This is a genomic window from Rhodococcus sp. SGAir0479 (genome assembly GCF_005484805.1).
In the GTDB taxonomy this organism is placed as follows: domain Bacteria; phylum Actinomycetota; class Actinomycetes; order Mycobacteriales; family Mycobacteriaceae; genus Prescottella.
In genome coordinates this window covers 446,636-467,837 of the sequence record NZ_CP039432.1, presented here as the reverse complement: position 1 = coordinate 467,837, position 21,202 = coordinate 446,636, and the positions used below count along the sequence as shown (strand labels likewise).

18 protein-coding genes, 1 tRNA gene and 1 pseudogene are annotated in these 21,202 nt (G+C 70.2%); 13 read left to right on the top strand and 7 right to left on the bottom strand.

The features are described from left to right. Positions 1–110: 110 nt before the first annotated feature. Both E7742_RS23850 and E7742_RS02235 read left to right on the top strand, forming a co-directional pair. A pseudogene (locus E7742_RS23850) lies at positions 111–614 on the top strand (ATP-binding cassette domain-containing protein); the annotation flags it as partial. Between the two features lie 48 nt (positions 615–662). Continuing rightward, positions 663–1,721: an ATP-binding cassette domain-containing protein gene (locus E7742_RS02235; RefSeq protein WP_441346904.1), complete on the top strand. Its 1,059-nt coding sequence runs from the start codon at positions 663–665 to the stop codon at positions 1,719–1,721. 7 nt (positions 1,722–1,728) lie between these two features. On the opposite strand, the gene E7742_RS02230 is transcribed toward E7742_RS02235, so the two are convergent. The 3 genes from E7742_RS02230 to E7742_RS02220 form a co-directional block, all read right to left on the bottom strand. Then, a complete protein-coding gene (locus E7742_RS02230; RefSeq protein ID WP_137797437.1) occupies positions 1,729–2,415 on the bottom strand; it encodes a MazG family protein in 687 nt (228 codons plus the stop codon). Beyond that, on the bottom strand, positions 2,415–6,095 hold the full coding sequence (gene mfd / locus E7742_RS02225) for a transcription-repair coupling factor (protein WP_137797436.1): 3,681 nt from the start codon (positions 6,093–6,095) through the stop codon (positions 2,415–2,417). Before mfd ends, E7742_RS02230 begins: the two co-directional genes overlap by 1 nt. A gap of 85 nt (positions 6,096–6,180) precedes the next feature. Continuing rightward, positions 6,181–6,771, bottom strand: coding sequence for a TetR/AcrR family transcriptional regulator (locus E7742_RS02220; RefSeq protein WP_137797435.1), 591 nt, complete (start codon positions 6,769–6,771; stop codon positions 6,181–6,183). A 174-nt stretch (positions 6,772–6,945) separates the two neighbouring features. On the opposite strand from E7742_RS02220, the gene E7742_RS02215 reads away from it, so the two are divergent. The 6 genes from E7742_RS02215 to E7742_RS02190 all read left to right on the top strand — a co-directional run bounded on the left by E7742_RS02215 (position 6,946) and on the right by E7742_RS02190 (position 11,819). Continuing rightward, positions 6,946–7,016: transfer RNA gene (locus E7742_RS02215), tRNA-Gln, on the top strand. Positions 7,017–7,323: 307 nt separating this feature from the next. After that, positions 7,324–8,802: a bifunctional UDP-N-acetylglucosamine diphosphorylase/glucosamine-1-phosphate N-acetyltransferase GlmU gene (glmU, locus tag E7742_RS02210; RefSeq protein ID WP_137797434.1), complete on the top strand. Its 1,479-nt coding sequence runs from the start codon at positions 7,324–7,326 to the stop codon at positions 8,800–8,802. Then, the gene (locus tag E7742_RS02205; RefSeq protein ID WP_137797433.1) at positions 8,799–9,779 is read left to right on the top strand and encodes a ribose-phosphate diphosphokinase; all 981 of its coding nucleotides are present in this window, start codon (positions 8,799–8,801) and stop codon (positions 9,777–9,779) included. The genes glmU and E7742_RS02205 overlap by 4 nt, the downstream gene beginning before the upstream one ends. Before the next feature lie 63 nt (positions 9,780–9,842). Then, positions 9,843–10,469, top strand: coding sequence for a DUF2461 domain-containing protein (locus E7742_RS02200; protein ID WP_137797432.1), 627 nt, complete (start codon positions 9,843–9,845; stop codon positions 10,467–10,469). Positions 10,470–10,619: 150 nt separating this feature from the next. Next, positions 10,620–11,300, top strand: coding sequence for a hypothetical protein (locus E7742_RS02195; RefSeq protein ID WP_137797431.1), 681 nt, complete (start codon positions 10,620–10,622; stop codon positions 11,298–11,300). Positions 11,301–11,312: 12 nt separating this feature from the next. Further along, positions 11,313–11,819, top strand: a complete 507-nt coding sequence (locus E7742_RS02190; protein WP_137797430.1) for a GNAT family N-acetyltransferase — start codon at positions 11,313–11,315, stop codon at positions 11,817–11,819. Here E7742_RS02190 and egtD read toward each other — a convergent pair whose 3' ends face one another. From egtD to egtA, 4 genes are read right to left on the bottom strand one after another with little or no spacing between them, the layout of a single operon-like run. Beyond that, positions 11,820–12,791: an L-histidine N(alpha)-methyltransferase gene (gene egtD / locus E7742_RS02185; protein ID WP_137797429.1), complete on the bottom strand. Its 972-nt coding sequence runs from the start codon at positions 12,789–12,791 to the stop codon at positions 11,820–11,822. It abuts the gene before it with no gap. Between the two features lie 52 nt (positions 12,792–12,843). Continuing rightward, complete coding sequence (gene egtC, locus E7742_RS02180; RefSeq protein ID WP_137797428.1) at positions 12,844–13,572, bottom strand: ergothioneine biosynthesis protein EgtC; 729 nt, start codon at positions 13,570–13,572, stop codon at positions 12,844–12,846. Beyond that, complete coding sequence (gene egtB, locus E7742_RS02175) at positions 13,572–14,864, bottom strand: ergothioneine biosynthesis protein EgtB (RefSeq protein WP_137797427.1); 1,293 nt, start codon at positions 14,862–14,864, stop codon at positions 13,572–13,574. Before egtB ends, egtC begins: the two co-directional genes overlap by 1 nt. Continuing rightward, a complete protein-coding gene (gene egtA, locus E7742_RS02170) occupies positions 14,861–16,078 on the bottom strand; it encodes an ergothioneine biosynthesis glutamate--cysteine ligase EgtA (protein ID WP_137797426.1) in 1,218 nt (405 codons plus the stop codon). The genes egtB and egtA overlap by 4 nt, the downstream gene beginning before the upstream one ends. Before the next feature lie 87 nt (positions 16,079–16,165). Between egtA and E7742_RS02165 the strand changes: the two genes are divergently transcribed. From E7742_RS02165 to pth, 5 genes are all read left to right on the top strand, one after another. After that, positions 16,166–17,338, top strand: a complete 1,173-nt coding sequence (locus tag E7742_RS02165; protein ID WP_137797425.1) for an aminotransferase class V-fold PLP-dependent enzyme — start codon at positions 16,166–16,168, stop codon at positions 17,336–17,338. Between the two features lie 137 nt (positions 17,339–17,475). Continuing rightward, positions 17,476–18,006: a hypothetical protein gene (locus E7742_RS02160; protein ID WP_137797424.1), complete on the top strand. Its 531-nt coding sequence runs from the start codon at positions 17,476–17,478 to the stop codon at positions 18,004–18,006. Between the two features lie 166 nt (positions 18,007–18,172). Continuing rightward, positions 18,173–19,648 carry an FAD-dependent oxidoreductase gene (locus E7742_RS02155; protein WP_137797423.1) on the top strand — a complete coding sequence of 492 codons (1,476 nt, stop codon included), beginning with the start codon at positions 18,173–18,175 and terminating at the stop codon, positions 19,646–19,648. Positions 19,649–19,917: 269 nt separating this feature from the next. Further along, positions 19,918–20,505: a 50S ribosomal protein L25/general stress protein Ctc gene (locus E7742_RS02150; protein ID WP_137797422.1), complete on the top strand. Its 588-nt coding sequence runs from the start codon at positions 19,918–19,920 to the stop codon at positions 20,503–20,505. An 88-nt stretch (positions 20,506–20,593) separates the two neighbouring features. Then, a complete protein-coding gene (pth, locus tag E7742_RS02145) occupies positions 20,594–21,172 on the top strand; it encodes an aminoacyl-tRNA hydrolase (protein ID WP_137797421.1) in 579 nt (192 codons plus the stop codon). The last annotated feature ends 30 nt before the right edge of the window (positions 21,173–21,202 follow it).

Genomic DNA, 21,202 nt, shown 5'->3' with positions numbered 1-21,202 from the left:
TCCGTGTTCGCAGTACCGGCTCCGCGTCTGCTCGACCGCGCTCGTGATCGGTTCCCCCACTGTCGCCAGACCGGCCGCGCGCTCCCGAGCGCGCGAAGGAGAACCTCAGCATGTCCAACACTTCCGCGATCACCCTCCGAGACCTCACTTTCGAATGGCCCGACGGCACCGTCGCGCTCGACCGGGTGAGCGGCACGTTCACGACCGGACGCACCGGACTGGTCGGGCGCAACGGCGCCGGAAAGTCCACGCTACTGCGACTGGTCGCCGGGCTGCTACAGCCGACGGCGGGCCGGATCGACACCGTCGGCGAGGTCGGCTACCTCCCCCAGACCCTGACGCTGGGAAAGCACTCGACGGTGGCAGAGCTGCTCGGTATCGACGCCGTCATGCGCGCCCTCCGGGCGATCGAATCCGGTGACGTCGCCCCGCAGCACTTCGACACGGTCGGCGACGACTGGGACATCGAGGCCCGTGCCGACGAGGCGCTGCACGACATCGGGTTCTCCGCCGCCGACCTCGACCGCCGGGTCGACACGCTCTCCGGCGGCGAGGCGATGCTCGTCGCGATCACCGGTCTGCAGGTCCGCCGCACCCCCGTCACGTTGCTCGACGAGCCCACGAACAACCTCGATCGCCCCACCCGCGCGCGCCTGGCCGAGATGGTCGACGCGTGGTCCGGCACGCTCGTCGTCGTCAGCCACGACCTGGAACTGCTCGAGCACATGGAACACACCGCGGAGCTGCACGACAGCCGACTCGAGGTCTTCGGCGGCCCGTACAGCGAGTGGAAGCAGCACCTCGAGCAGGAGCAGGCGGCGGCTACCCAGGCGGCGCGGTCGGCCCAGCAGGCGCTCAAAGTGGAACAGCGCCAGCGCATCGAGGCCGAGACCAAACTGGCCCGCCGCGAACGCACCGCGAAGAAGACCCAGAAGGACGGCGGTATCCCGAAGATCCTCGCGGGAAACCGGGCCAGCCGCGCCCAGGCGTCCGCGGGGACGATGCGCTCGACGCTCGACGACAAGGTCGACACCGCCCGGGCCGCCGTCGACGCCGCGACCCGGCGGATACGCGACGAGGAACACATCCACCTGGTGCTCCCGGACCCGGACGTGCCGCGCAGCCGGCGTCTCGCCGAACTCCGGGACGGCGAACGCACCGTGGTGGTGCAGGGCCCCGAACGTGTCGCGCTCGTCGGCCCCAACGGCGCCGGCAAGTCGACCCTCGTCGAGCACCTCGTCCACGGCACCACCGGCGACCCGGACCGCGTCGGCGGGGTCCTGCTCACCGACCGCGTCGGCTACCTGCCGCAGCGGCTCGACAACCTCGACGACGCGGCGAGTGCTCTCGCGAACGTGCAGGCGGTCGCGTCCGGTACACCCGCCGCCGGGATCCGAAACCAGTTGGCGCGCCTGCTGATCCGGGGCAACGCCGCCGACCGGCCCGTGGCCACCCTGTCCGGGGGCGAACGTTTTCGCGTCTCACTCGCCAAGCTGCTGCTGGCCGATCCCCCGGCGCAACTGCTGATCCTCGACGAGCCGACCAACAACCTCGACGTCACCAGCGTCGAGCAGCTCGCCGAGGCGCTCGACGGCTACCGCGGCGCGCTGCTGATCGTCAGTCACGACTACGAGTTCCTCAGCAAGGTCGGGATCGACGTCACCGTGGAACTCGACGACGCGGGGCGGATCGCGAAGCACGGCGACGGCTCCCCGAGCTGACGCCCGGTCACGGCCGCCAGTAGGCCCGCCAGCACTCCGCCCCGAGTCCGCCCCACGGGACCCCGTCCGCGTGCGCGGCGGACTCGGCTGCGCGGATCCGGGCGACGAATCGCAGTGTCGCCTTGCGTAGTTCGTCCTCGGCGCTGGTGGCGCCGCCCAGCCGCACCACCCGCAGTTCGTCGGGCACCAACTCGTCGGGCAGTCCCGCCTTGCGTGCCCGCGAGATCACCTTCTCGGCGAGCGCCAGGGCGGGCTGCTGCAGTGCGATGCCGTCGATGCAGGATTCGCGCGCCTTCTCGGCCGCCTTCCGGATCTCCCACGCCCGCTCCTGTTCGGCGATGTCCACCGGACCGACGATGTCGTCGGCCAGGTGCGGGCTGCGGTGCGCCAGCTTGGTCACCAGCGTGGCCGCGACGTCGTCGACGGTGAACTCGCCCGCCGCCTGCGCGATCCGCGAGTGGAAGAGGACCTGCAGCAACAGGTCGCCGAGTTCCTCCCGAATCGAGACCGGGTCGCCGCTCTGGATCGCGTCGAGCAGCTCGTACGTCTCCTCGAGCAGGTACGGACGCAGCGAATCGTGAGTCTGCGTCACCTCCCAGCCGCCGAAGCTCCACAACCTGTCCATGACCAGGGCCGCCTCGATCAGCGCGTCCCCGGCGCGCCACTCGTCGGCGCGCGCATCCTCCCGACCCATCAGACCCCGGCCTGCACACCGGTCCCGGTGCGGACGTCGACCGAACCGGCGGCCTTGCCGTCCATCGCGAGCAGGAAGTCCGCGATGTACTGCAGCAGTTCCACGTCGCGCACCCGTTCGGCGCCGACCCCCCCGGAACCGGTGCGCGGCAACGGCATCTGCACCATGCCGGTGGTCGCCCGGTACTGCGCGCTCGGGTAGATCCGCTTGAGCCGCAACTGCTTGGAGTCCGGCAGCTGCATGGGCGAGATCTTCAACTGGGTGCCGGCGACCGCGACCTCCTCGATCCCGTACTCGCGACACAGCAGGCGGAGCTTGGCGACCGACACCAGCCGGCCCACCTCCTCCGGCAGCGGGCCGTACCGGTCCACGAGTTCCTCGACCACGCCCGCGATCGCGTCGGTGTCGGTGGCCGCCGCCAGCTTGCGGTAGCCCTCGAGACGCAGCCGGTCGCTGGTGACGTAGTCGGGCGGGATGTGCGCGTCGACCGGCAGGTCGATCCGCACCTCCTTGGTCTCCGGTTCGGTCGTGACCGGACGCCCGTCGGCGACCGCCCGGTACGCCTCCACGGCCTCGCCCACCAGGCGCACGTACAGATCGAAGCCGACGCCCGCGACGTGGCCCGACTGCTCCGCACCCAGCACGTTGCCCGCGCCGCGGATCTCGAGGTCCTTCATCGCCACCGCCATGCCGGCGCCCAGGTCGGAATTCTGCGAGATGGTCGCCAGCCGGTCGTACGCGGTCTCGGTGAGCGGCTTCTCGGCCGGGTACAGGAAGTACGCGTAGCCCCGCTCACGGCTGCGCCCCACGCGACCACGCAGCTGGTGCAGCTGCGACAGGCCGAGCGAATCGGCTCGCTCGACGATCAGGGTGTTGGCGTTGGAGATGTCGAGGCCGGTCTCGATGATCGTGGTGCACACCAGCACGTCGAACTCGCGCTGCCAGAACCCCTGCACGGTCTTCTCGAGCGTCTCCTCGTTCATCTGCCCGTGCGCGACGACGACGCGCGCCTCGGGCACGAGGTCCCGGATTCGTTTGGCCGCCTTGTCGATCGAGCTGACCCGATTGTGGACGTAGAAGACCTGCCCGTCGCGCAGGAGCTCGCGCCGGATGGCGGCGGCCACCTGCTTGTCGTCGTACGCACCCACGTACGTGAGGATCGGGTGCCGCTCCTCGGGCGGGGTCAGGATGGTCGACATCTCGCGAATGCCCGCCATGCTCATCTCGAGCGTGCGCGGGATGGGTGTGGCCGACATGGTGAGCACGTCGACGTGGGTGCGCAGCGCCTTGATGTGCTCCTTGTGCTCGACACCGAAGCGCTGCTCCTCGTCGACGATCACCAGACCCAGGTCCTTCCACCGGACCCCGGTCTGCAGCAGCCGGTGGGTGCCGACGACGATGTCGATCTCGCCCTCGGCCAGCTGCGCGATGATCTCCTTGGACTCGGCCGCGTCGGTGAAGCGGGACAACCCGCGCACCTTGACCGGGAACGACGCCATCCGCTCGGCGAACGTCTGCAGGTGCTGCTGTGCCAGCAGCGTCGTGGGCACCAACACCGCGACCTGCTTGCCGTCCTGGACCGCCTTGAACGCGGCCCGGACCGCGACCTCGGTCTTGCCGTAGCCCACGTCACCGATGACGACCCGGTCCATCGGGACGGGCTTCTCCATGTCGGCCTTGACCTCGTCGATGACGGTGAGCTGGTCGTGCGTCTCGGTGAACGCGAACGCGTCCTCCATCTCCTTCTGCCACGGTGTGTCCGGGCCGAAGGCGTGTCCGGGCGCCGCCTGCCGCGCCGCGTACAGCTGCACGAGCTCGCCGGCGATCTCCCGAACGGCCTTGCGCGCCTTGCGCTTGGTGTTCTGCCAGTCCGAGCCGCCGAGCTTGGACAGCGCCGGCATCTCACCGCCGACGTAGCGGGAGAGCTGATCGAGGGACTCCATCGGGACGAACAGCCGATCGCCCGGGTGACCGCGCTTGCTGGCGGCGTACTCGATGACCAGGTACTCACGCCGCGCCCCGCCCACGGTGCGCTCGACCATCTCCACGAACCGGCCGATGCCGTGCTGGTCGTGGACGACCATGTCGCCCGCGGTGAGCGCCAGTGGATCGACCTGGTTGCGCCGCTTGGCCGGCATCTTCTTGCCGTCACCGGCGGCCGCGACCCGGTTACCGGTCAGGTCGGCCTCGGTGACGATCACCAATCCCGGAATCCCGGCGGCACCGTCGCCGGGCAGCACCAGACCCTCGTGCAGCGATCCGCACAGCACCCCGACCAACCCGCGTCCCGGCTGTGCGCCGGGGGCGAGTTCGGCGGCCGGGACGTCGGCCTCGCGCAGCCGCTCGAGTACGCGCTGCGCGGTGCCGGAGCCCGCGACGACGACCACGGCGCGTCCGCCCGTGGTGACGTGCGCCCGCAGGTTGACGAACAGCATCGACAGCAGCTCGTCCGACCCCCGGACCTCCGGCGCGGACTGCACCGGCAGCACCATCTCCTCCTCGCGACCGGACGCGAGCGGGCTGATCGTCCACCACGGTCGGCCCTGCGCCTCCGCGGTCTCCCGGACCTGGCGCAGCGACCGGTAGGCCGACGCACCGAGGTCGAGGCCGCCGCCGCCCAGCGCCGACGTGTCGATCGGGGCGGCGCCGCCGATCGACGCCGCCGTCCACGAGGCCTCGAGGAATTCCTGCCCGGTCCGAACGAGATCGGTTGCGCGGGTGCGGATCTTCTCCGGATCGCACAGCAGCACATGGGCGTCGCGCGGCAGCACCTCGGTGAGGAGCTGCAGCTCGCCGGGCTGCAGCAGCGGCAGCAGCGCCTCCATCCCCTCGACGGGAATGCCGGCCGAGAGCTTGTCGAGCATCTCGACCAGCGCCGCGTCGGCCACGTTGTCGCCCGCGAGCTGCGCCGCCCGGTCGCGCACCGACTCGGTGAGCAGGAGCTCCCGGCACGGCGGAGCGATGACGGTGGCGAGTTCCAGTTCCGGAATCGACCGCTGGTCGGCCACCGAGAATGCGCGCAGCTCGGTCACCTCGTCGCCCCAGAACTCGACGCGCACCGGGTGGTCCGCGGTGGGCGGGAAGATGTCGAGGATGCCGCCGCGGACCGCGAATTCGCCGCGCTTGCCGACCATGTCGACGCGCGTGTACGCGAGCTCCACCAACCGCGAGATCAGCGAGTCGAAGTCGTGTTCGGATCCGACGCGGAGGATGACCGGCTCGATCTCGCCGAGCCCCGGCGCCATCGGCTGCACGAGCGAACGCACCGTCGTCACCACCACACGCAACGGCGGCCCGTAGTCGGGATCGTCGGGCCGGGCGAGACGGCGCAGGACCTGCAGGCGCCGGCCCACCGTGTCGGCGCTCGGCGACAGCCGCTCGTGCGGGAGCGTCTCCCACGACGGGAACTGTGCGACCGCATCACCGATCGTCTCGCGCAACTCCGCGGTGAGGTCGTCCGCCTCGCGGCCGGTCGCGGTCACCAGCAGCAACTGCGTCCGCTCCGCGACCGCGGCCGCGACGAACGACCGCGCCGGGTTCGGTGCCACGATGTCGAGCTCGGCCCGCCCGACCTCGGCGGCCACCCGGCCGATCGCGTCGTCGGTGAGGGCCGTCCGGACGAGCCCGGCGAGCGGGGTGGCCGCTCCGGCGGGCGCCTCGGACGGAGCGGAAGAGGACACGGAAGACAACGAGAGCGCTCCTGATGTCGTGAAATGCAGACCGTTCGATTCTAGGCGCGCGCGCCGACACGGGCGGCGCGACCGGTCAGCCCCCGAACTGCGGATCCGCCTCGAGGTTGGTCAGACCGTTCCAGCACAGGTTCACCAGGTGCGCGGCGACGACCTCCTTCGAGGGCGTGCGCTCGTCGAGCCACCACGTGGCGGTGGTGGCCACCATCCCCACGAGGGCCTGCGCATAGAGAGGAGCGAGCTCGGGATCGAGGCCGCGCCGCGCGAAGTCGCCCGCGAGGATGTGGCCGACCTGACGGACCGCCTCGTTGAGCAGACTCGAGTACGTGCCCTCGGCCGCGGCCACCGGCGAGTCGCGCACCAGGATGCGGAATCCGTCGGTGCGCTCCTCGACGTACGTGAGCAGTGCCAGCGCCACTCGTTCGACGCGGATCCGGGAGCGGTTCTGCGTGAGAGACGACGTGATCATCTCCAGCAGCTTGGACATCTCGCGGTCGACGACGACGGCGTAGAGCCCTTCCTTGCCGCCGAAGTGCTCGTACACGACCGGCTTGGAGACCTGGGCGCGCGCGGCGATCTCCTCGATCGACGCGGCCTCGTATCCGCGCTCGGCGAACACCGTCCGCCCGATCTCGATCAACTGCTCCCGCCGCTGCGTCCCCGTCATGCGGGTACGGGGGGCCCGTTCGGGGGCCGAGGACTCCCGTGATGGTCGCGACACTCGAGGTAACCGTCCTTTCCGACACGCCGCAGGCGAATTTCTCGAGCAGTTCGACGCGCGGCGCGTCGGCGTGCGAGGATCGTTCCCGCGCCCGCGACCGACGGTTCGTCGGCGCGGCAATCCGCCGTAGTGTAATGGCAGCACCTCTGATTTTGGTTCAGATAGTTCAGGTTCGAGTCCTGGCGGCGGAGCACCTCCCCGATGCGCCGTCCCGGCGAGCCCGATGCGCCGGCCCCGGCCAGCCCGAGGCACGGTCCCGGCAAGCTGTGATTCCAGCCACGGAACCTCTCCGGCGTGGTCGATTCCCGTTATCTCTCCGTTAACCCGAGTCCCGGGCGGCGGAACCGTGATGCCCCGGGGTGGCGGCGAGCCGCCGCGCACACCGCTAGTCTCGGGCGCGTTGTCTTCACGGCAGCGAGTCGCGATATTCTTTTCCGGAACGTGCGCGACGAGTCCGACGCCCCAGCGGCAATTCTGGATCGACTTCGAGGGAGCTTCATGCCACCGCAGACCGCCGTCATCGTCCTCGCAGCCGGTGCCGGGACGCGAATGCGGTCCAAGACTCCGAAGGTTCTGCACACCCTGGCAGGCCGCTCGATGCTCTCCCACTCCCTGCACGCCGCCGCGGCCGTCGAGCCCACCGAACTCGTGACCGTCATCGGCCACGACCGGGAGGCGGTCGGTGCCGCGGTCGACGAGGTCGCCAAGGAGCTCGGACGCGCCGTCGTCACCGCTGTCCAGCACGAGCAGAACGGCACCGGGCACGCGGTGAGCTGCGGGCTGACCGCCCTGCCCGTCGACTTCGACGGCACCGTGCTGGTCACCGCCGCCGACGTGCCGCTCCTCGACGCCGACACGCTGCGCGCGCTGATCGACGCCCACACCACCGCCCCGGCCGCAGCCGTCACGGTCCTGACCTCGACCGCGCCCGACCCCACGGGATACGGACGAATCCTGCGCACGACGGACGGGGAGGTCGCCGCCATCGTCGAGCAGGCCGACGCCACCGAGTCGCAGCGCGCGATCACCGAGGTCAACTCCGGGGTGTACGCCTTCGACGCCGCCACGCTCCGCGGCGCCCTGACGTCGCTGAGCGCCGACAACGCGCAGGGCGAGCTGTATCTGACCGATGTCATCGCGATCGCGCGGCAGGCGGGGAAAGTCGTTCGGGCGCAGCACATCGCCGACACCCATCTGGTGGCGGGCGCGAACGACCGCGTCCAGCTGGCCGCGCTGGCGGGTGAACTGAACCGCCGCATCCTCGAGCGCCACATGCGCGCCGGCGTCACCGTCGAGGACCCGTCGAGCACGTGGATCGACGTCGACGTCACGATCGAGCGCGACGTCGTCCTCCGGCCGGGAGTGCAATTGCGCGGTTCGACGAGCATCGGCGAGGACGCCGTGATCGGCCCCGACACCACGCTCACCGACGTCTCCGTCGGCACCGGGGCGTCGGTGATCCGCACGCACGGCGACGACGCCGTCATCGGCCCCGACGCGAACGTCGGCCCTTTCACGTACCTGCGGCCCGGCACCGCGCTGGGCGCCTGCGGCAAGCTCGGCGCATTCGTCGAGACCAAGAACGCCGACATCGGCGCGCACTCCAAGGTGCCGCACCTGACCTACGTCGGAGACGCCACGGTCGGCGAACACAGCAACATCGGGGCATCCAGTGTCTTCGTCAACTACGACGGCGTGAACAAGAGCCGAACCGTCGTCGGTTCGCATGTGCGCACCGGATCCGACACGATGTTCGTCGCCCCGGTGCGGGTCGGGGACGGCGCCTACACGGGCGCAGGTACCGTCCTGCGGGGCGACGTTCCTCCGGGGGCGCTCGCCGTCTCGGGTGGCAAGCAACGCAACATCGAGGGTTGGGTCCAGCGCAACAGGCCCGGCACTCCCGCTGCCGACGCAGCGGAACGAGCACTCCAGCAAGAAACCGACCGGCAAGAACCGAAGGATGGCGAAGACCAGTGAGCGCGATATCCAGCGACGTGCAGAAGAACTTGATGCTCTTCTCCGGCCGCGCACACCCCGAACTCGCGGAGCAGGTGGCCAAGGAACTGGACATCAAGATCACGCCGCAGACCGCTCGTGACTTCGCCAACGGCGAGATCTTCGTCCGCTTCGAGGAATCAGTGCGTGGCTCGGACGCGTTCGTACTGCAGAGCTTCCCGGCGCCGCTCAACCAGTGGCTCATGGAACAGCTGATCATGATCGACGCGCTCAAGCGCGGCTCGGCCAAGCGCATCACGGCGATCCTGCCGTTCTACCCGTACGCGCGCCAGGACAAGAAGCACCGCGGCCGCGAGCCCATCTCCGCTCGCCTCATCGCCGACCTGCTCAAGACCGCCGGCGCCGACCGCATCATCACGGTCGACCTGCACACCGACCAGATCCAGGGCTTCTTCGACGGACCGGTCGACCACATGCACGCCCTCGGTCAGCTCGCCGACTACGTGCGCGACAACTACGGCACCGAGAACATCTGCGTCGTCTCCCCCGACGCCGGTCGCGTGAAGGTCGCCGAGAAGTGGGCCGACGCGCTCGACGGCGCCCCGCTGGCGTTCGTCCACAAGACCCGTGACCCGCTGGTCCCGAACCAGGTCAAGTCCAACCGCGTGGTCGGTGACGTGAGCGGCCGCACCTGCGTGCTGATCGACGACATGATCGACACCGGCGGCACGATCGCCGGTGCGGTCGACGTCCTCAAGAACGCCGGCGCCGGCGACGTCATCATCGCCACCACGCACGGCGTGTTCTCCGATCCGGCCGCCCAGCGCCTCGCGAGTTGCGGCGCGCGGGAGGTCATCGCGACCAACACGCTGCCGATCCCCGAGGAGAAGCGCTTCCCGACGCTGACGGTGCTGTCGATCGCGCCGCTGCTGGCCCGCACCATCCAGGAAGTCTTCGAGAACGGCTCGGTGACGTCGCTCTTCAACGGCATCGCCTGATCGCTCTCCCGCCCGTGCCCGGTCCGTTCCTGGTGGACCGGGCACGGGCGTAGTGTCTCCGGTGTGTTCTCCGGCTTCCCGACCACAGCGCTGGACTTCTACGAGGACCTCGAGGTCGACAACAGCAAGACGTTCTGGACGTCCCACCGGTCGGTCTACGACACCGACGTGCGGGCCCCGATGGTGGAGTTGCTGGCCGAACTGGAGTCCGAGTTCGGCCCCGGCAAGGTCTTTCGCCCCTATCGCGACGTCCGGTTCTCGAAGGACAAGTCCCCGTACAAGACTCATCAGGGCGGATTCGTCGAGTCGTGCCCGGGTGTCGGCTTCTACGTACAGGTGGACGCCTCCGGCCTGTTCCTCGCCGGCGGCTACTACTCCCACACCCCCGAGCAACTGGCGCGCTATCGCGCCGCGGTCGACGACGAACGCCGCGGCCGGGCCCTGCAGCGGGTCGTGAGAAAGCTCGAATCGTCGGGATTCGAGATCGGCGGCGACCGTCTGGCGACCCGGCCGCGGGGCGTGGCGGCCGATCATCCGCGCATCGAACTGCTCCGGCACCGATCGCTCACGGCCGGTGTGAACCTGGGCTGCCCCGAGTGGCTGGGGACACACGATGCGGTGGATCACGTGCAGCAGTCCTGGCGCGCGATGCGTCCCCTCGTCGAGTGGTTCACCGACGTTCTCGCGTGACGGTCGCCGACACTCCGGGGAGCGGAGAACGCGTGTGGCACAAGACTTTGCCGGGACCGGTCCCGCACGGGCATGAGCTTGGTCACCCCCGGCAGAAAAATTGGACCTCGGTGTAGCCGGACGCTCGGCAGTGCCCTACTCTGGCTCGTCGTGATCGACGCGCAGACCCTGGAAACCCCAGCCGCTGGCCCTGAAATCTCCAACCCCCGAACGGTCCGCCGATGGACTCCCGGGTCGTGTGTGTGGTGCGGTAGCGACGATTCGATCGAAGAGTTCCGCAACGAGCCGCGATGCGGCACGTGCCGCGAGCACGAGAGCGTCATCGACGAGGCCCGCAAGTTCATGGGCATGTACGGCCTGCGTCCGATCGGCGGAACCCTGCAGTCCGACGACGAGGAAGAGCGTGAGTGGCGAGTGGCCGCGCGCGACGCCCGCGCCGCGCTCAACCAGATCCGGCTGGCCGAGCCGCCGGACCCGGCAGTCGTCCGCAAGTCGCTGCGCCCCAAGGCTGCTCGCATCGTGACCGCGATCGAGGCCGAGTCGGCTCCGGCCCGCAAGGCGCCGGCGCGTCCCCGGAGCGCCACGTCCGCGCCGACGCCGACGCCGACCGCGGCCGTCGCACCGGCCAAGAAGATCGACGTCGCCGCGCTCGAGGAGCGGGTCACCGGGCTGCTCGACCAGCTCACCAAGGTCGACGCCCAGATCCAGCTCGCCGAGGCCGGCCAGGGCCTGGCCGCCCGCGCGCGCCTCAACGACCTGGGCAGCCAGAAGGCGACCATCCTGCGCACCCTGGCGGCGCTCGAGAAGGCCCGCCGCAGCGCCGGCGCGTAGGACCAGCGCACCATGCACGTCCGTGACGCCGTCCTGGGCGATCTCCCCGGGATCCTCGAGATCCACAACGAGGCGATCGCCCATTCGACGGCGATCTGGGACGAGACCCTCGCCGACCTCGACGAGAGGCGGCGCTGGTTCGACGACCGCCATGCGCAGGGCTTCCCGATCCTCGTGGCCGACATCGACGGCCGCGTCGCCGGGTACGCCTCGTACGGGGTGTGGCGCGCCAAGAGCGGCTACCGGCACACCGTCGAGAACTCCGTCTACGTGCACGCCGACTTCCACCGCCGCGGTGTCGCGACGGCACTGATGACGGCACTGATCGACCGGGCGCGCGTCGCCGGCGTGCACGTGATCGTCGCGAGCATCGAGTCCACCAACACCACCTCGATCGCGCTGCACGAGCGGTTCGGCTTCCGTCTCGTGGCGCAGATGCCCGAGGTGGGTCGCAAGTTCGGCCGTTGGATGGACATGTCGTTCCTGCAGCTCACGCTGCCCGATCCGTACGCGTCCTAGTCAGGACCGGCACGCGCACACGAGGGCGAATCGCTCGTCCGGATCGCTCCAGGTCTGCACGCCGTCGAACCCCGCGGCCGCGAGTTCGGCCCGGATCCCGGACTGTCGGAACTTCGCGGAGATCTCGGTCCGGAGCTGTTCGCCCTTCCCGAACGGGACGACCATCCCCAGATCCGCTATCCGGACGGACATCTCGGTGGTCGCCTCGAGCCGCATCTCGATCCACTCGTTGATCGGATCCCACAGGGCGACGTGCCGGAAGCGGTCGAGGTCGAAATCCGCTCCCAACTGTTTGTTCAACACCGACAGCACGTTGAGGTTGAACTGCGCGGTGACGCCCTCGGCGTCGTCGTACGCCGGCACCAGCACCGCCGGGTCGGTGACGAGCGCGACGCCCAGCAGCAGGTGCTCGCCGGGGTCGAGGACGTCGGCGATGCTCGCGAGAAACTCCCGCCGCTCGTCGGGCACCAGGTTGCCCAGCGTGCCACCCAGGAAGGCGATCATCCGGCGTCCGCCGCTCGGCAAGTGGTGCAGCGACTCCGTGAAGTCACCCACCACGCCGTGCACCTCGATTTCCGGGAACTCGCGGGCGATGCGGTTCGTGGCGTCCCGCAGCGCGCTCTCGGACACGTCCTGGGGTACGTAGCGTTCCAGCGTGCCCCGGGCGCCGAGTTCCTCGAGTAGCAGCCGGGTCTTCTCCGACGACCCGGAGCCGAGCTCCACCAGCACCTGGGGCTCGGCAATGACCGCGATCTCGCGGGCGTGCTCCTCGAGGAGGGACCGCTCGGTGCGGGTCGGGTAGTACTCGGGCAGCTGGGTGATCCGCTCGAACAGTTCGCTGCCGCGGGCGTCGTAGAACCACTTGGGCGGTAGCCGCTTGGGGCTCGACGTCAGTCCGGTGGCGACGTCCTCCCGCAGCGCCGCGGTCAACTGCTCGGGCGCGATGTGGATCTCCAGGGTCGGTGCGCTCATTCCACTCCCATCTCGAGGATCGTTCCGGGGGTACTTGCTCACGATCACGTCGTCACATCGGGGTGACGATCAGGTGGCCGGGCCGCGCCGTGACGATGTGCCCGTCCGGGATCTCCTTCCACTGATGGTTGCGGTCGTAGGGTTCGGAGCTCACGACGGCGCGGTCGTCGTCGACGAGCGTCGACAGTGCGTGGTCCCACGTGGTGGCCCACAACTGCCGGCCGTCGCCGAGCAGCAGGTTGAGCCGCGAGCCGGGTGCGAGGGCGTCGATCTGCGCCGTCACCTGCATCAGCGCCACCTCGGGACTGTTGTCCCGCAGAGCGTGGCGCACGGCCAGCCACAGGAACGCCGAGTCGGTGGGTGCCTCGAGGCCCAGCAGATCGACCACCGGGAGCGTCCGCGCCGCCTCGGCCACGGATTCGGGCCAACCGACGATCCGTCCGTTGTGGCTGAACGCCCAGTGCCCGGAGACGAACGGCGCACAGGCGCTGCGCTCGACGGGCATCCCGACTGTCGCCGATCGCACCGCGGCGAGGATCGCGTGCGAACGAACCTTCGACAGCATCTCGGGCAGTGCGGGGTCGGACCAGACCGGCATGGCGCTCCGGTACCGGGAGATCGTCGGCCCCCACCACGCGGCACCGAACCCGTCGGCGTTGACGGTGCCGCCGCCGCGCATGTCCCGCGGATCCCAGGACTGCCGCAGCAGCGAGAACTCCCCCGCCGTGATCACCTCCCGCACCGACCGGGTGGGGCCGATGTAGCCGAGGTGTCGGCACATCAGAGGTCCCTCGCGCAGCGGAATCCTGCGAAGATCTGCCGCCGGACGGGGTGGTCCCAGTTCCGGAACGTCCCTCGGCACGCAACCGGGTCGGTGCCGAACGAGCCGCCGCGCAGCACGCGGTAGTCGCCGCCGAAGAACACCTCGGAGTACTCACGGTAGGGAAACGCCCGGAATCCCGGGTAGCCGCTGAACGGCGACGACGTCCACTCCCACACGTCCCCGATCAGCTGCCGCACGCCGGACGGCGACGTACCGGCCGGGTAGGAGCCGACCGGCGCCGGCCCCAGGTGCCGCTGTCCCAGATTGGCGCGGGTGTGGTCCGGTTCGTCCTCGCCCCACGGGTACCGGCGCGACCTGCCGCTGGCGGGATGCCAGCGGGCCGCCTTCTCCCACTCCGCCTCGGTGGGAAGCCGTTTGCCCGCCCACCGCGCGTACGCCTGTGCCTCGAACCAGCACACGTGCATCACCGGCTCGTCCGGCGGCACGGGCTCGAGCACCCCGAATCGGCGCCGCCACCAGTTCCCGGACCCGTCACCGGTCCAGAACTGAGGTGCCTCGAGTCCGGCCTCCGTGCGATGCCGCCAGCCGCGCTCGTCCCACAGCTCGCGGCGCCGGTAGCCACCGTCGTCGATGAACTCGGCGTAGTCGGCGTTGCTCACCGGGACGGTGTCGATCGCGAAGGCGTCGACGAACACGGTGTGCGCGGGCCGCTCGTTGTCGAGGGCCCACGGGTCGTCGGACACCCCCATCGTGAACTCGCCCGCGGCGATGACGACTTCACGATCGCGCACGGGGCTGACGGCGACGGGCACCGGCGGCGCGCTCAGCACCGCCGGCCCGGTCCGCAGCTGGTGCGTCGCGAGCATCGTCTCGTCGTGTTGCTGTTCGTGCTGCGCGATCATGGCGAACGCGAAACCGTTCCGCTCGAGCGGGCTACCGCGGAACGTGCTCGCGTCCAGCACGTCCCACGACTTGTCCCGGACCTGCGCGACGTACCGCCGGGCCTCCGCGGGGCCCAGCAACGGAAGTGTCGGACGGGTCGACCGCGCGTGTTTGAACGCGTCGTACAGTTCGTCGATGTCGGCGCGAACCGGGTCACGCCCCCCGACGTCCCGGACGAGCCACAGTTCCTCCTGGTTCCCGATGTGGGCGAGGTCCCACACCAGCGGACTCATCAGCGGCGAGTGCTGAGCCACCAGGTCGCGCTCGTCGACGCAGTCGGTGAGCGCGTCGCTGCGCCGCCGGGCGCGCGCCAGCACGGTCTCGAGCTGTTCGCGAAGGCCGGTCACCAGCACCCCTCCGCCGGCTGCAGGCGGCTACGACATCGCCGTGCCGCCGCACCGAGTTGCTGCGCGAAGCCGGGGTCCGGCGTGTACTCGGCCGCGAGTTCGAGCAGTGCCACTGCCCCGTCGCGCAGGTCGTCGTTCGCGAGTCCGTCACGCGCCGCCTCGTGCCACCGGCCCCGTGTCGGTGCGGCGACGTCGATGGTCCCGGGCGCTCTCGACAACGCGTCGAGTGCTGCCACCGGCAGTCGCCAGCCGTCGCCCGGCTGCGCGTCCAGGTAGCGCACCTCGAGGTGCCCGACGGCCCGCACCGGCGGGAAGACCGTCGTGAGGTGATAGTCGAGGTCCGCCTCGGTGGGGCGCCGGCCGAGTTCGTCGTCGAGCGCGCCGTCGATCCAGTCCGCGAACGTCGCGTCCGGGGGTGCCGTCCAGCACGGCCCGTCCCGCCGGACGCACAGCAGCGGAACGTCGAGCACCCAGCGGGCGTAGTCCGCCACCGGATCGGCGAGTTCGTCACCGGGGCCCGCGGTTCGGGGCGGGTCCAGCTCGAGCCAGGTCCGCATCCGCTGCGACGCCCACTCCCCCGCCGGAATCCCGTACAGCCGGGGTGAGCACGCGAAGGCGGCGACGAGTGCGGGACCGATCGCGTGCAGCGTGTTCCACCGCCGAGCGACGTCTGCGGTGTCGGCCCCCGCATCGACGCTGACCTGCACGGCAGCGGTGTTGCACATCATGAGTCTGCCGTACGGGCCGATGCCGTCGAACCGCTCTTCCATGGCTCGGTAGCGGGGCAGCTCGAGCAGGCGGCGCGGGTCGCGGCGGGTGTCGGCCGCGTGCGCGTGGGTGGTGATCGACTGGGCTGCGAGAAGGGTGCGAAGGGTGCGTTCGTCGGACGCGAGGGCCTCGCACAGTGCGGCGGCATCGGCGTGCGGCGCACTCGAGATCTCGATCTGGCCGCCGGGCTCGACGGTGACGAGACCGCCCGCCGGCAACGGGCGGGCGGGAGAATCCGGGACGATCGATCGCGGAGCATGGGGGCCGAGAGCTGCGGCGACGGCGGCCAGCTCGGGACGAGCGGGTACGGGACCGGCGCCCGCGGTGAGCCATTCGAGCTCGGCACCGATCAGCTGGGGCGGACCCAGCTTGAAGCACACGCCACCTACGTACGACTCGGCTGCGGGACGCGAGCTGAAGCAGGTGGACTCGACTGCGACAACCATGCCATCCTCCCCTCGGGGGCGGTCGAGTGTCGTTGTCGAGACTAAGGCCCAGTCCCCGCCCTGGCTACCGCTCAGGAGGATTTGTCGATGCTCGATCTGGAACGGCTCCGCCACGACACCCCGGGCTGCCTCGAACGGGTGTTTCTCGACAGTGCGGGGTCTTCTCTGCCACCACAACCCGTGCTCGCCACCGTGATCGGACATCTGCGACGCGAGGCGGAAGTGGGCGGATACGTCGCCGCGGCCGAGCGTGCCGACGACCTGGCCGCCGTCCGGGAATCGCTCGCGCGGCTGATCGGCGCCACGCCGTCGGAGATCGCGCTCCTCGACAGCGCCACCCGGGCCTGGAGCGAATTCGTCACCGCACTCCGCTTCGAGCCCGGCGATCGGATCCTCATCTCCCAGGTGGAGTACGCCAGCAACGCGATCACCGCGCTGCGCCGCGCCGCGGCGACGGGTGCGACCGTCGAGGCCGTCCCCAGCGACCCGAGCGGGTCCATCGATCTCGAGGCCCTCGACCGGATGCTCGACGACCGCGTACGACTCGTCTCGCTCGTCCACGTCCCCACCAACGGCGGCCTGGTGAATCCCGTGCGGGAGGTGGTCGACGCCGCGCACCGGCACGGCGCCCTGGTCCTGCTGGACGCGTGCCAGTCGACGGGCCAGGTGCCGATCGACGTCGCGGCGCTCGGCGTCGACGCCCTGTCGGCGACGGGCCGGAAGTGGCTGCGCGGTCCGCGCGGAACCGGATTTCTCTACGTGCGTTCGGAACTCGCGAGCTCCCTGGAGCCGTCGGCCCTGGATCTGCACGGTGCCGAGTGGACCGCCCCGGACGCGTATCGGGCCGCACCGGATGCGACCCGGTTCGAACTGTGGGAGTGCGACGTGGCAGCCCGGCTCGGCCTGGGCGCCGCCGTCGACTACCTATTGGGCATCGGAATCGATTACGCGGCAAACGCTGTCGCGACTCGGGCGGAAGTCGTCCGCGCCGGACTGAGCACCCTGCCGGGGGTCGGCGTCCACGACCTCGGCAAGCAGAGGTGCGGCATCGTCACCTTCACGGTCGACGGCATCGACGCCGCCGACGTCCGAGAAGCCTTGGCGGACAAGCAGATCACGGTGACGGTGAGCGGTCGCTCGTCCACCCTGCTGGACATGACCGGGCGCGGACTCGACGCGGTGGTGCGGGCGTCACCGCACTACTTCGTCTCCGACACCGACATCGACCGATTCCTCGATGCCGTGGCGAAACTGCACTGAATGCACCACCCGCCCCTCCGGTAACGATTCGGACAACTCTTTCGCAAAGCTCACATATCACCTTCGACGCCACTGGTACCCATTTGTCCGGCATGTACCGACCAACCGGCATGTCATGAATGGGGAGGAATCGAGCAATGCGACGTACCAAGGCTGCCGTCATGGGGGCGGGCATCCTCGCGGCAGGGCTCCTGCTGGCCGGATGCAATGACGACGACACGGTCTCCGAGACCACCAGCACCACACCGTCGGCGACGACGACCGCGCCGAGCTCCACGACCACCGCACCGCCCAGCACCCCCGCCGACGCGGGAGACGATTCGGCGCCGTCCGGCGGCGGGACGGGAGGCGGCGCGAACTTCGGCGCCTCCTCGGGCACCGGCGGTGGCGGCGGTGGCACCGGAGGCGGCGGCCAGGCGCCCGCGGCTCCTGCCCCCGCTCCCGCACCGGCCCCGGGCGGCGAGGAGCAGGCACCTCCGCCGCCGGCGGAGGAGAAGCCCGAGGACGACGGGACAGCCAACGAGGGGAACCCGGACGAGAACGGCGGTGACGACGGGACGGACGATGGAACCGACACCGGCGGAACCGACGGCGACGGCGACGGCGGGACGGATGCCGGCGGGGACGACGACGGCGGCAACGACGATGGCGGCGACACGACGGGGTAGCCGACCACCGGTCCGACCGTGCGGTGCGCCCCGGCGCACCGCACGGCCCACCCGCGATTCACGATCTCGGTTCCCGCTGGGCGGGAACTGTGTGCCCCGACTCTCACAGCGCGTGTAGATGATCTGTGTCACACACTTGTTCGCGTAATCGTGAGAGGACGACCATATGGCCGAGGCCACCCCCATTCGCCCTGTTCCTGCCGATCAGATCACCGATTGGACCTATGAGGCCGACGTCGTCGTCGCCGGTTTCGGTGTCGCCGGTGCGGCCGCGGCGGTCGGCGCCGCGCAGGCCGGTGCCGACGTCCTCGTGCTCGAGCGTACGGGTGGCTGGGGCGGGGCCGCCGCGATGGCCGGCGGCTTCATCTACATGGGCGGCGGGACCCCGCTGCAGAAGGCGTGCGGGTTCGAGGACACCGTCGACAACATGAAGGCCTTCATGAAGGCCGCGCTGGGTCCGGGCACCGACGACGCGAAGATCGACGCCTACTGCGAGGGCAGCGTCGACCACTACCACTGGCTGGTCGACGAGTGCGGCGTCCCGTTCAAGATGAGCTTCTGGGGCGAGCCCGGCTGGGAGCCGCCGGGAGACGACGGCCTCCAGTACACGGGCGGGGAGAACGCGGCGCCGTTCAACGCCACCATCCCCCCGGCCCCGCGCGGCCACGTCCCGCAGATGGAGGACAAGCACGTCAGCTCCGAGAAGGGCGGCGGCTACATGCTCATGAAGCCGCTCACCGACAAGGCCGCCGAACTGGGCGTCAAGGCCGAGTACGACATGCGGGTGCAGGCCCTGATCGTCGACGCCGACGGCCGCGTGGTCGGCGTGACCGCCAAGCAGTACGGCAAGGACGTCACGGTGCGCGCCCGCACGGGCGTGGTGCTGGCGACCGGAAGCTTCGCCTACAACAACCAGATGCTCGAGTCGTACGCACCCAAGATGGTGAACCGCCCCGCCGCCTCGATCGAGGAGCACGACGGCCGCTCGATCCGCATGGCGCAGGCGCTGGGCGCCGACCTCGCGCACATGGACGCCGCGGAGGTCGCGTTCTTCTGCGATCCGCAGCTGTTCATCCGCGGCATCCTGGTCAACGGCCGCGGTCAGCGGTACATCAACGAGGACACGTACCCGGGCCGGGTCGGCCAGGCGACGCTGTACGAGAACCACAACGAGTGCTTCCTCGTCATCGACGAGGCCGCGTACGAGGAGGGCATGACCCGCCCGACGTCGAGCCCGCAGCTGCGTCACCAGCCGAAGTGGGTGGCCGAGACCGTCGAGGAGCTCGAGGCCGAGATGGGTCTGCCCGCGGGCGCCCTGCAGGCCACCGTCGACGTCTACAACCGGCACGCCGAGAACGGCGAGGATCCGCTGTTCGGCAAGAAGACCGAGTGGGTCAAGCCGATCGGCTCGCCGGTGGCCGCGATCGACCTGCGCGGCATGACCGGCGGCTTCACGCTCGGCGGACTGCGCACCAGCGTCGACTCCGAGGTCCTGCACGTCTCGGGCGAGCCGATCCCCGGTCTGTTCGCGGCCGGCCGCTGCACCTCCGGCGTGTGTGCGGGTGGCTACGCGTCCGGCACGTCGCTGGGCGACGGCAGCTTCTTCGGCCGGCGTGCCGGCATCAGCGCCGCCAAGAGCTGACGGCGCCGCGCCGGGGCTGCGCGCTCCGACTTCGGGCCCGGTCGACGCCGCCACGCGTCGACCGGGCCCGATTCACTTCCGCGTCGGCGTCCGGTAAGGTCTATCAAGTTGTCTCGGCGAGGGCGATTGCGAGCACCGCGCAGTCACCGTGATCGACGCGACTACGGCTTCGATAGAGCATGCGCTCCGGCCGTTCGTGTCCGTCCGCCCCTCGCCGCGACGAACGACTGTCAACGAATATCTCACGTGAGTTGTAGGAGCCGTTTCACATGTCTGACGAGAATCGCCTCGTAGCCGCAGTCCGCACCGAGTTCGGCAAGGGTGCCGCCCGCCGCGCACGTCGCGATGGCCAGGTCCCCGCCGTCCTGTACGGCCACGGCACCGAGCCGCAGCACCTGAACCTCCCGGCTCGCGACTTCGCCGCCATCCTCCGCGCGCACGGCACCAACGCCGTCGTCAACCTGGACATCGACGGCAAGGGCCAGCTGGCGCTGACCAAGTCGGTCGTCGTCCACCCGATCCGCCGGAACATCGAGCACGCCGACCTGCTCATCGTCCAGAAGGGCGAGACGGTCGCCGTCGAGGTCCCGATCGTCGTCACCGGTGCCGCAGCTCCCGGCGCGCTGGTCACCGAAGAGGTCACCACGATCAAGCTCGAGGTCGAGGCTCTCAACATCCCCGAGTCGGTCGAGATCTCGGTCGAGGGCGCAGCCGTCGGCACCCAGTTCCTGGCCGGCGCGGTGGCGCTGCCCAAGGGCGCGAAGCTGGCCGACGACGCCGAGCTGCTGCTCGTGAACGTCGTCGAGGCCCAGGTTGCGCCTTCTGCCGAGGAGACCGAGGCCGAAGCCGAGGCCTGATCAGCTCCACGCTGAGACGTCGTGCGGCGGCGCGTCGATCCCGTTCGGGTTCGGCGCGCCGCTGTCGTATGGAAAGGACACACCGGCAGTGAGTGACGCGACCGGCACCGCAGTGGTCGTCGGCCTCGGCAACCCGGGGCCGCAGTACGAGAAGACCCGCCACAACATCGGCTTCATGGTGGCCGACGTGCTCGCCGGGCGGGTGGGCGGAAAGTTCAGCGCGCACAAGCGCAGCGGCGCCGAGATCGTGCAGACCCGGCTGGTCGGCCGTCAGGTGATCCTGGCGAAGCCGCGGTCGTACATGAACCTCTCGGGCGGCGCGGTGTCCGGGCTGGCCCGGTTCTTCTCCGTGAAGCCGGAGAACATCGTCGTCGTCCACGACGAACTCGATCTGGACTTCGGCACCATCCGGCTCAAGCAGGGTGGCGGTGAGGGTGGTCACAACGGCCTGCGTTCGATCTCGCAGTCGCTCGGCACCAAGGACTACGTCCGCACCCGCGTGGGTATCGGCCGCCCTCCGGGCCGGCAGGACCCCGCCGACTTCGTGCTCAAGCCGTTCTCCACGGTCGAACGCAAGGAACTGGATCTGGTGTGCGAGGAGGCGGCCGACGCCGTCGAGCTCGTGCTGCAACTCGGCCTCGAGGCGGCGCAGAACCGGCTGCACTGACGGCCGACCTGCGCATCGGTTGCGAATCCC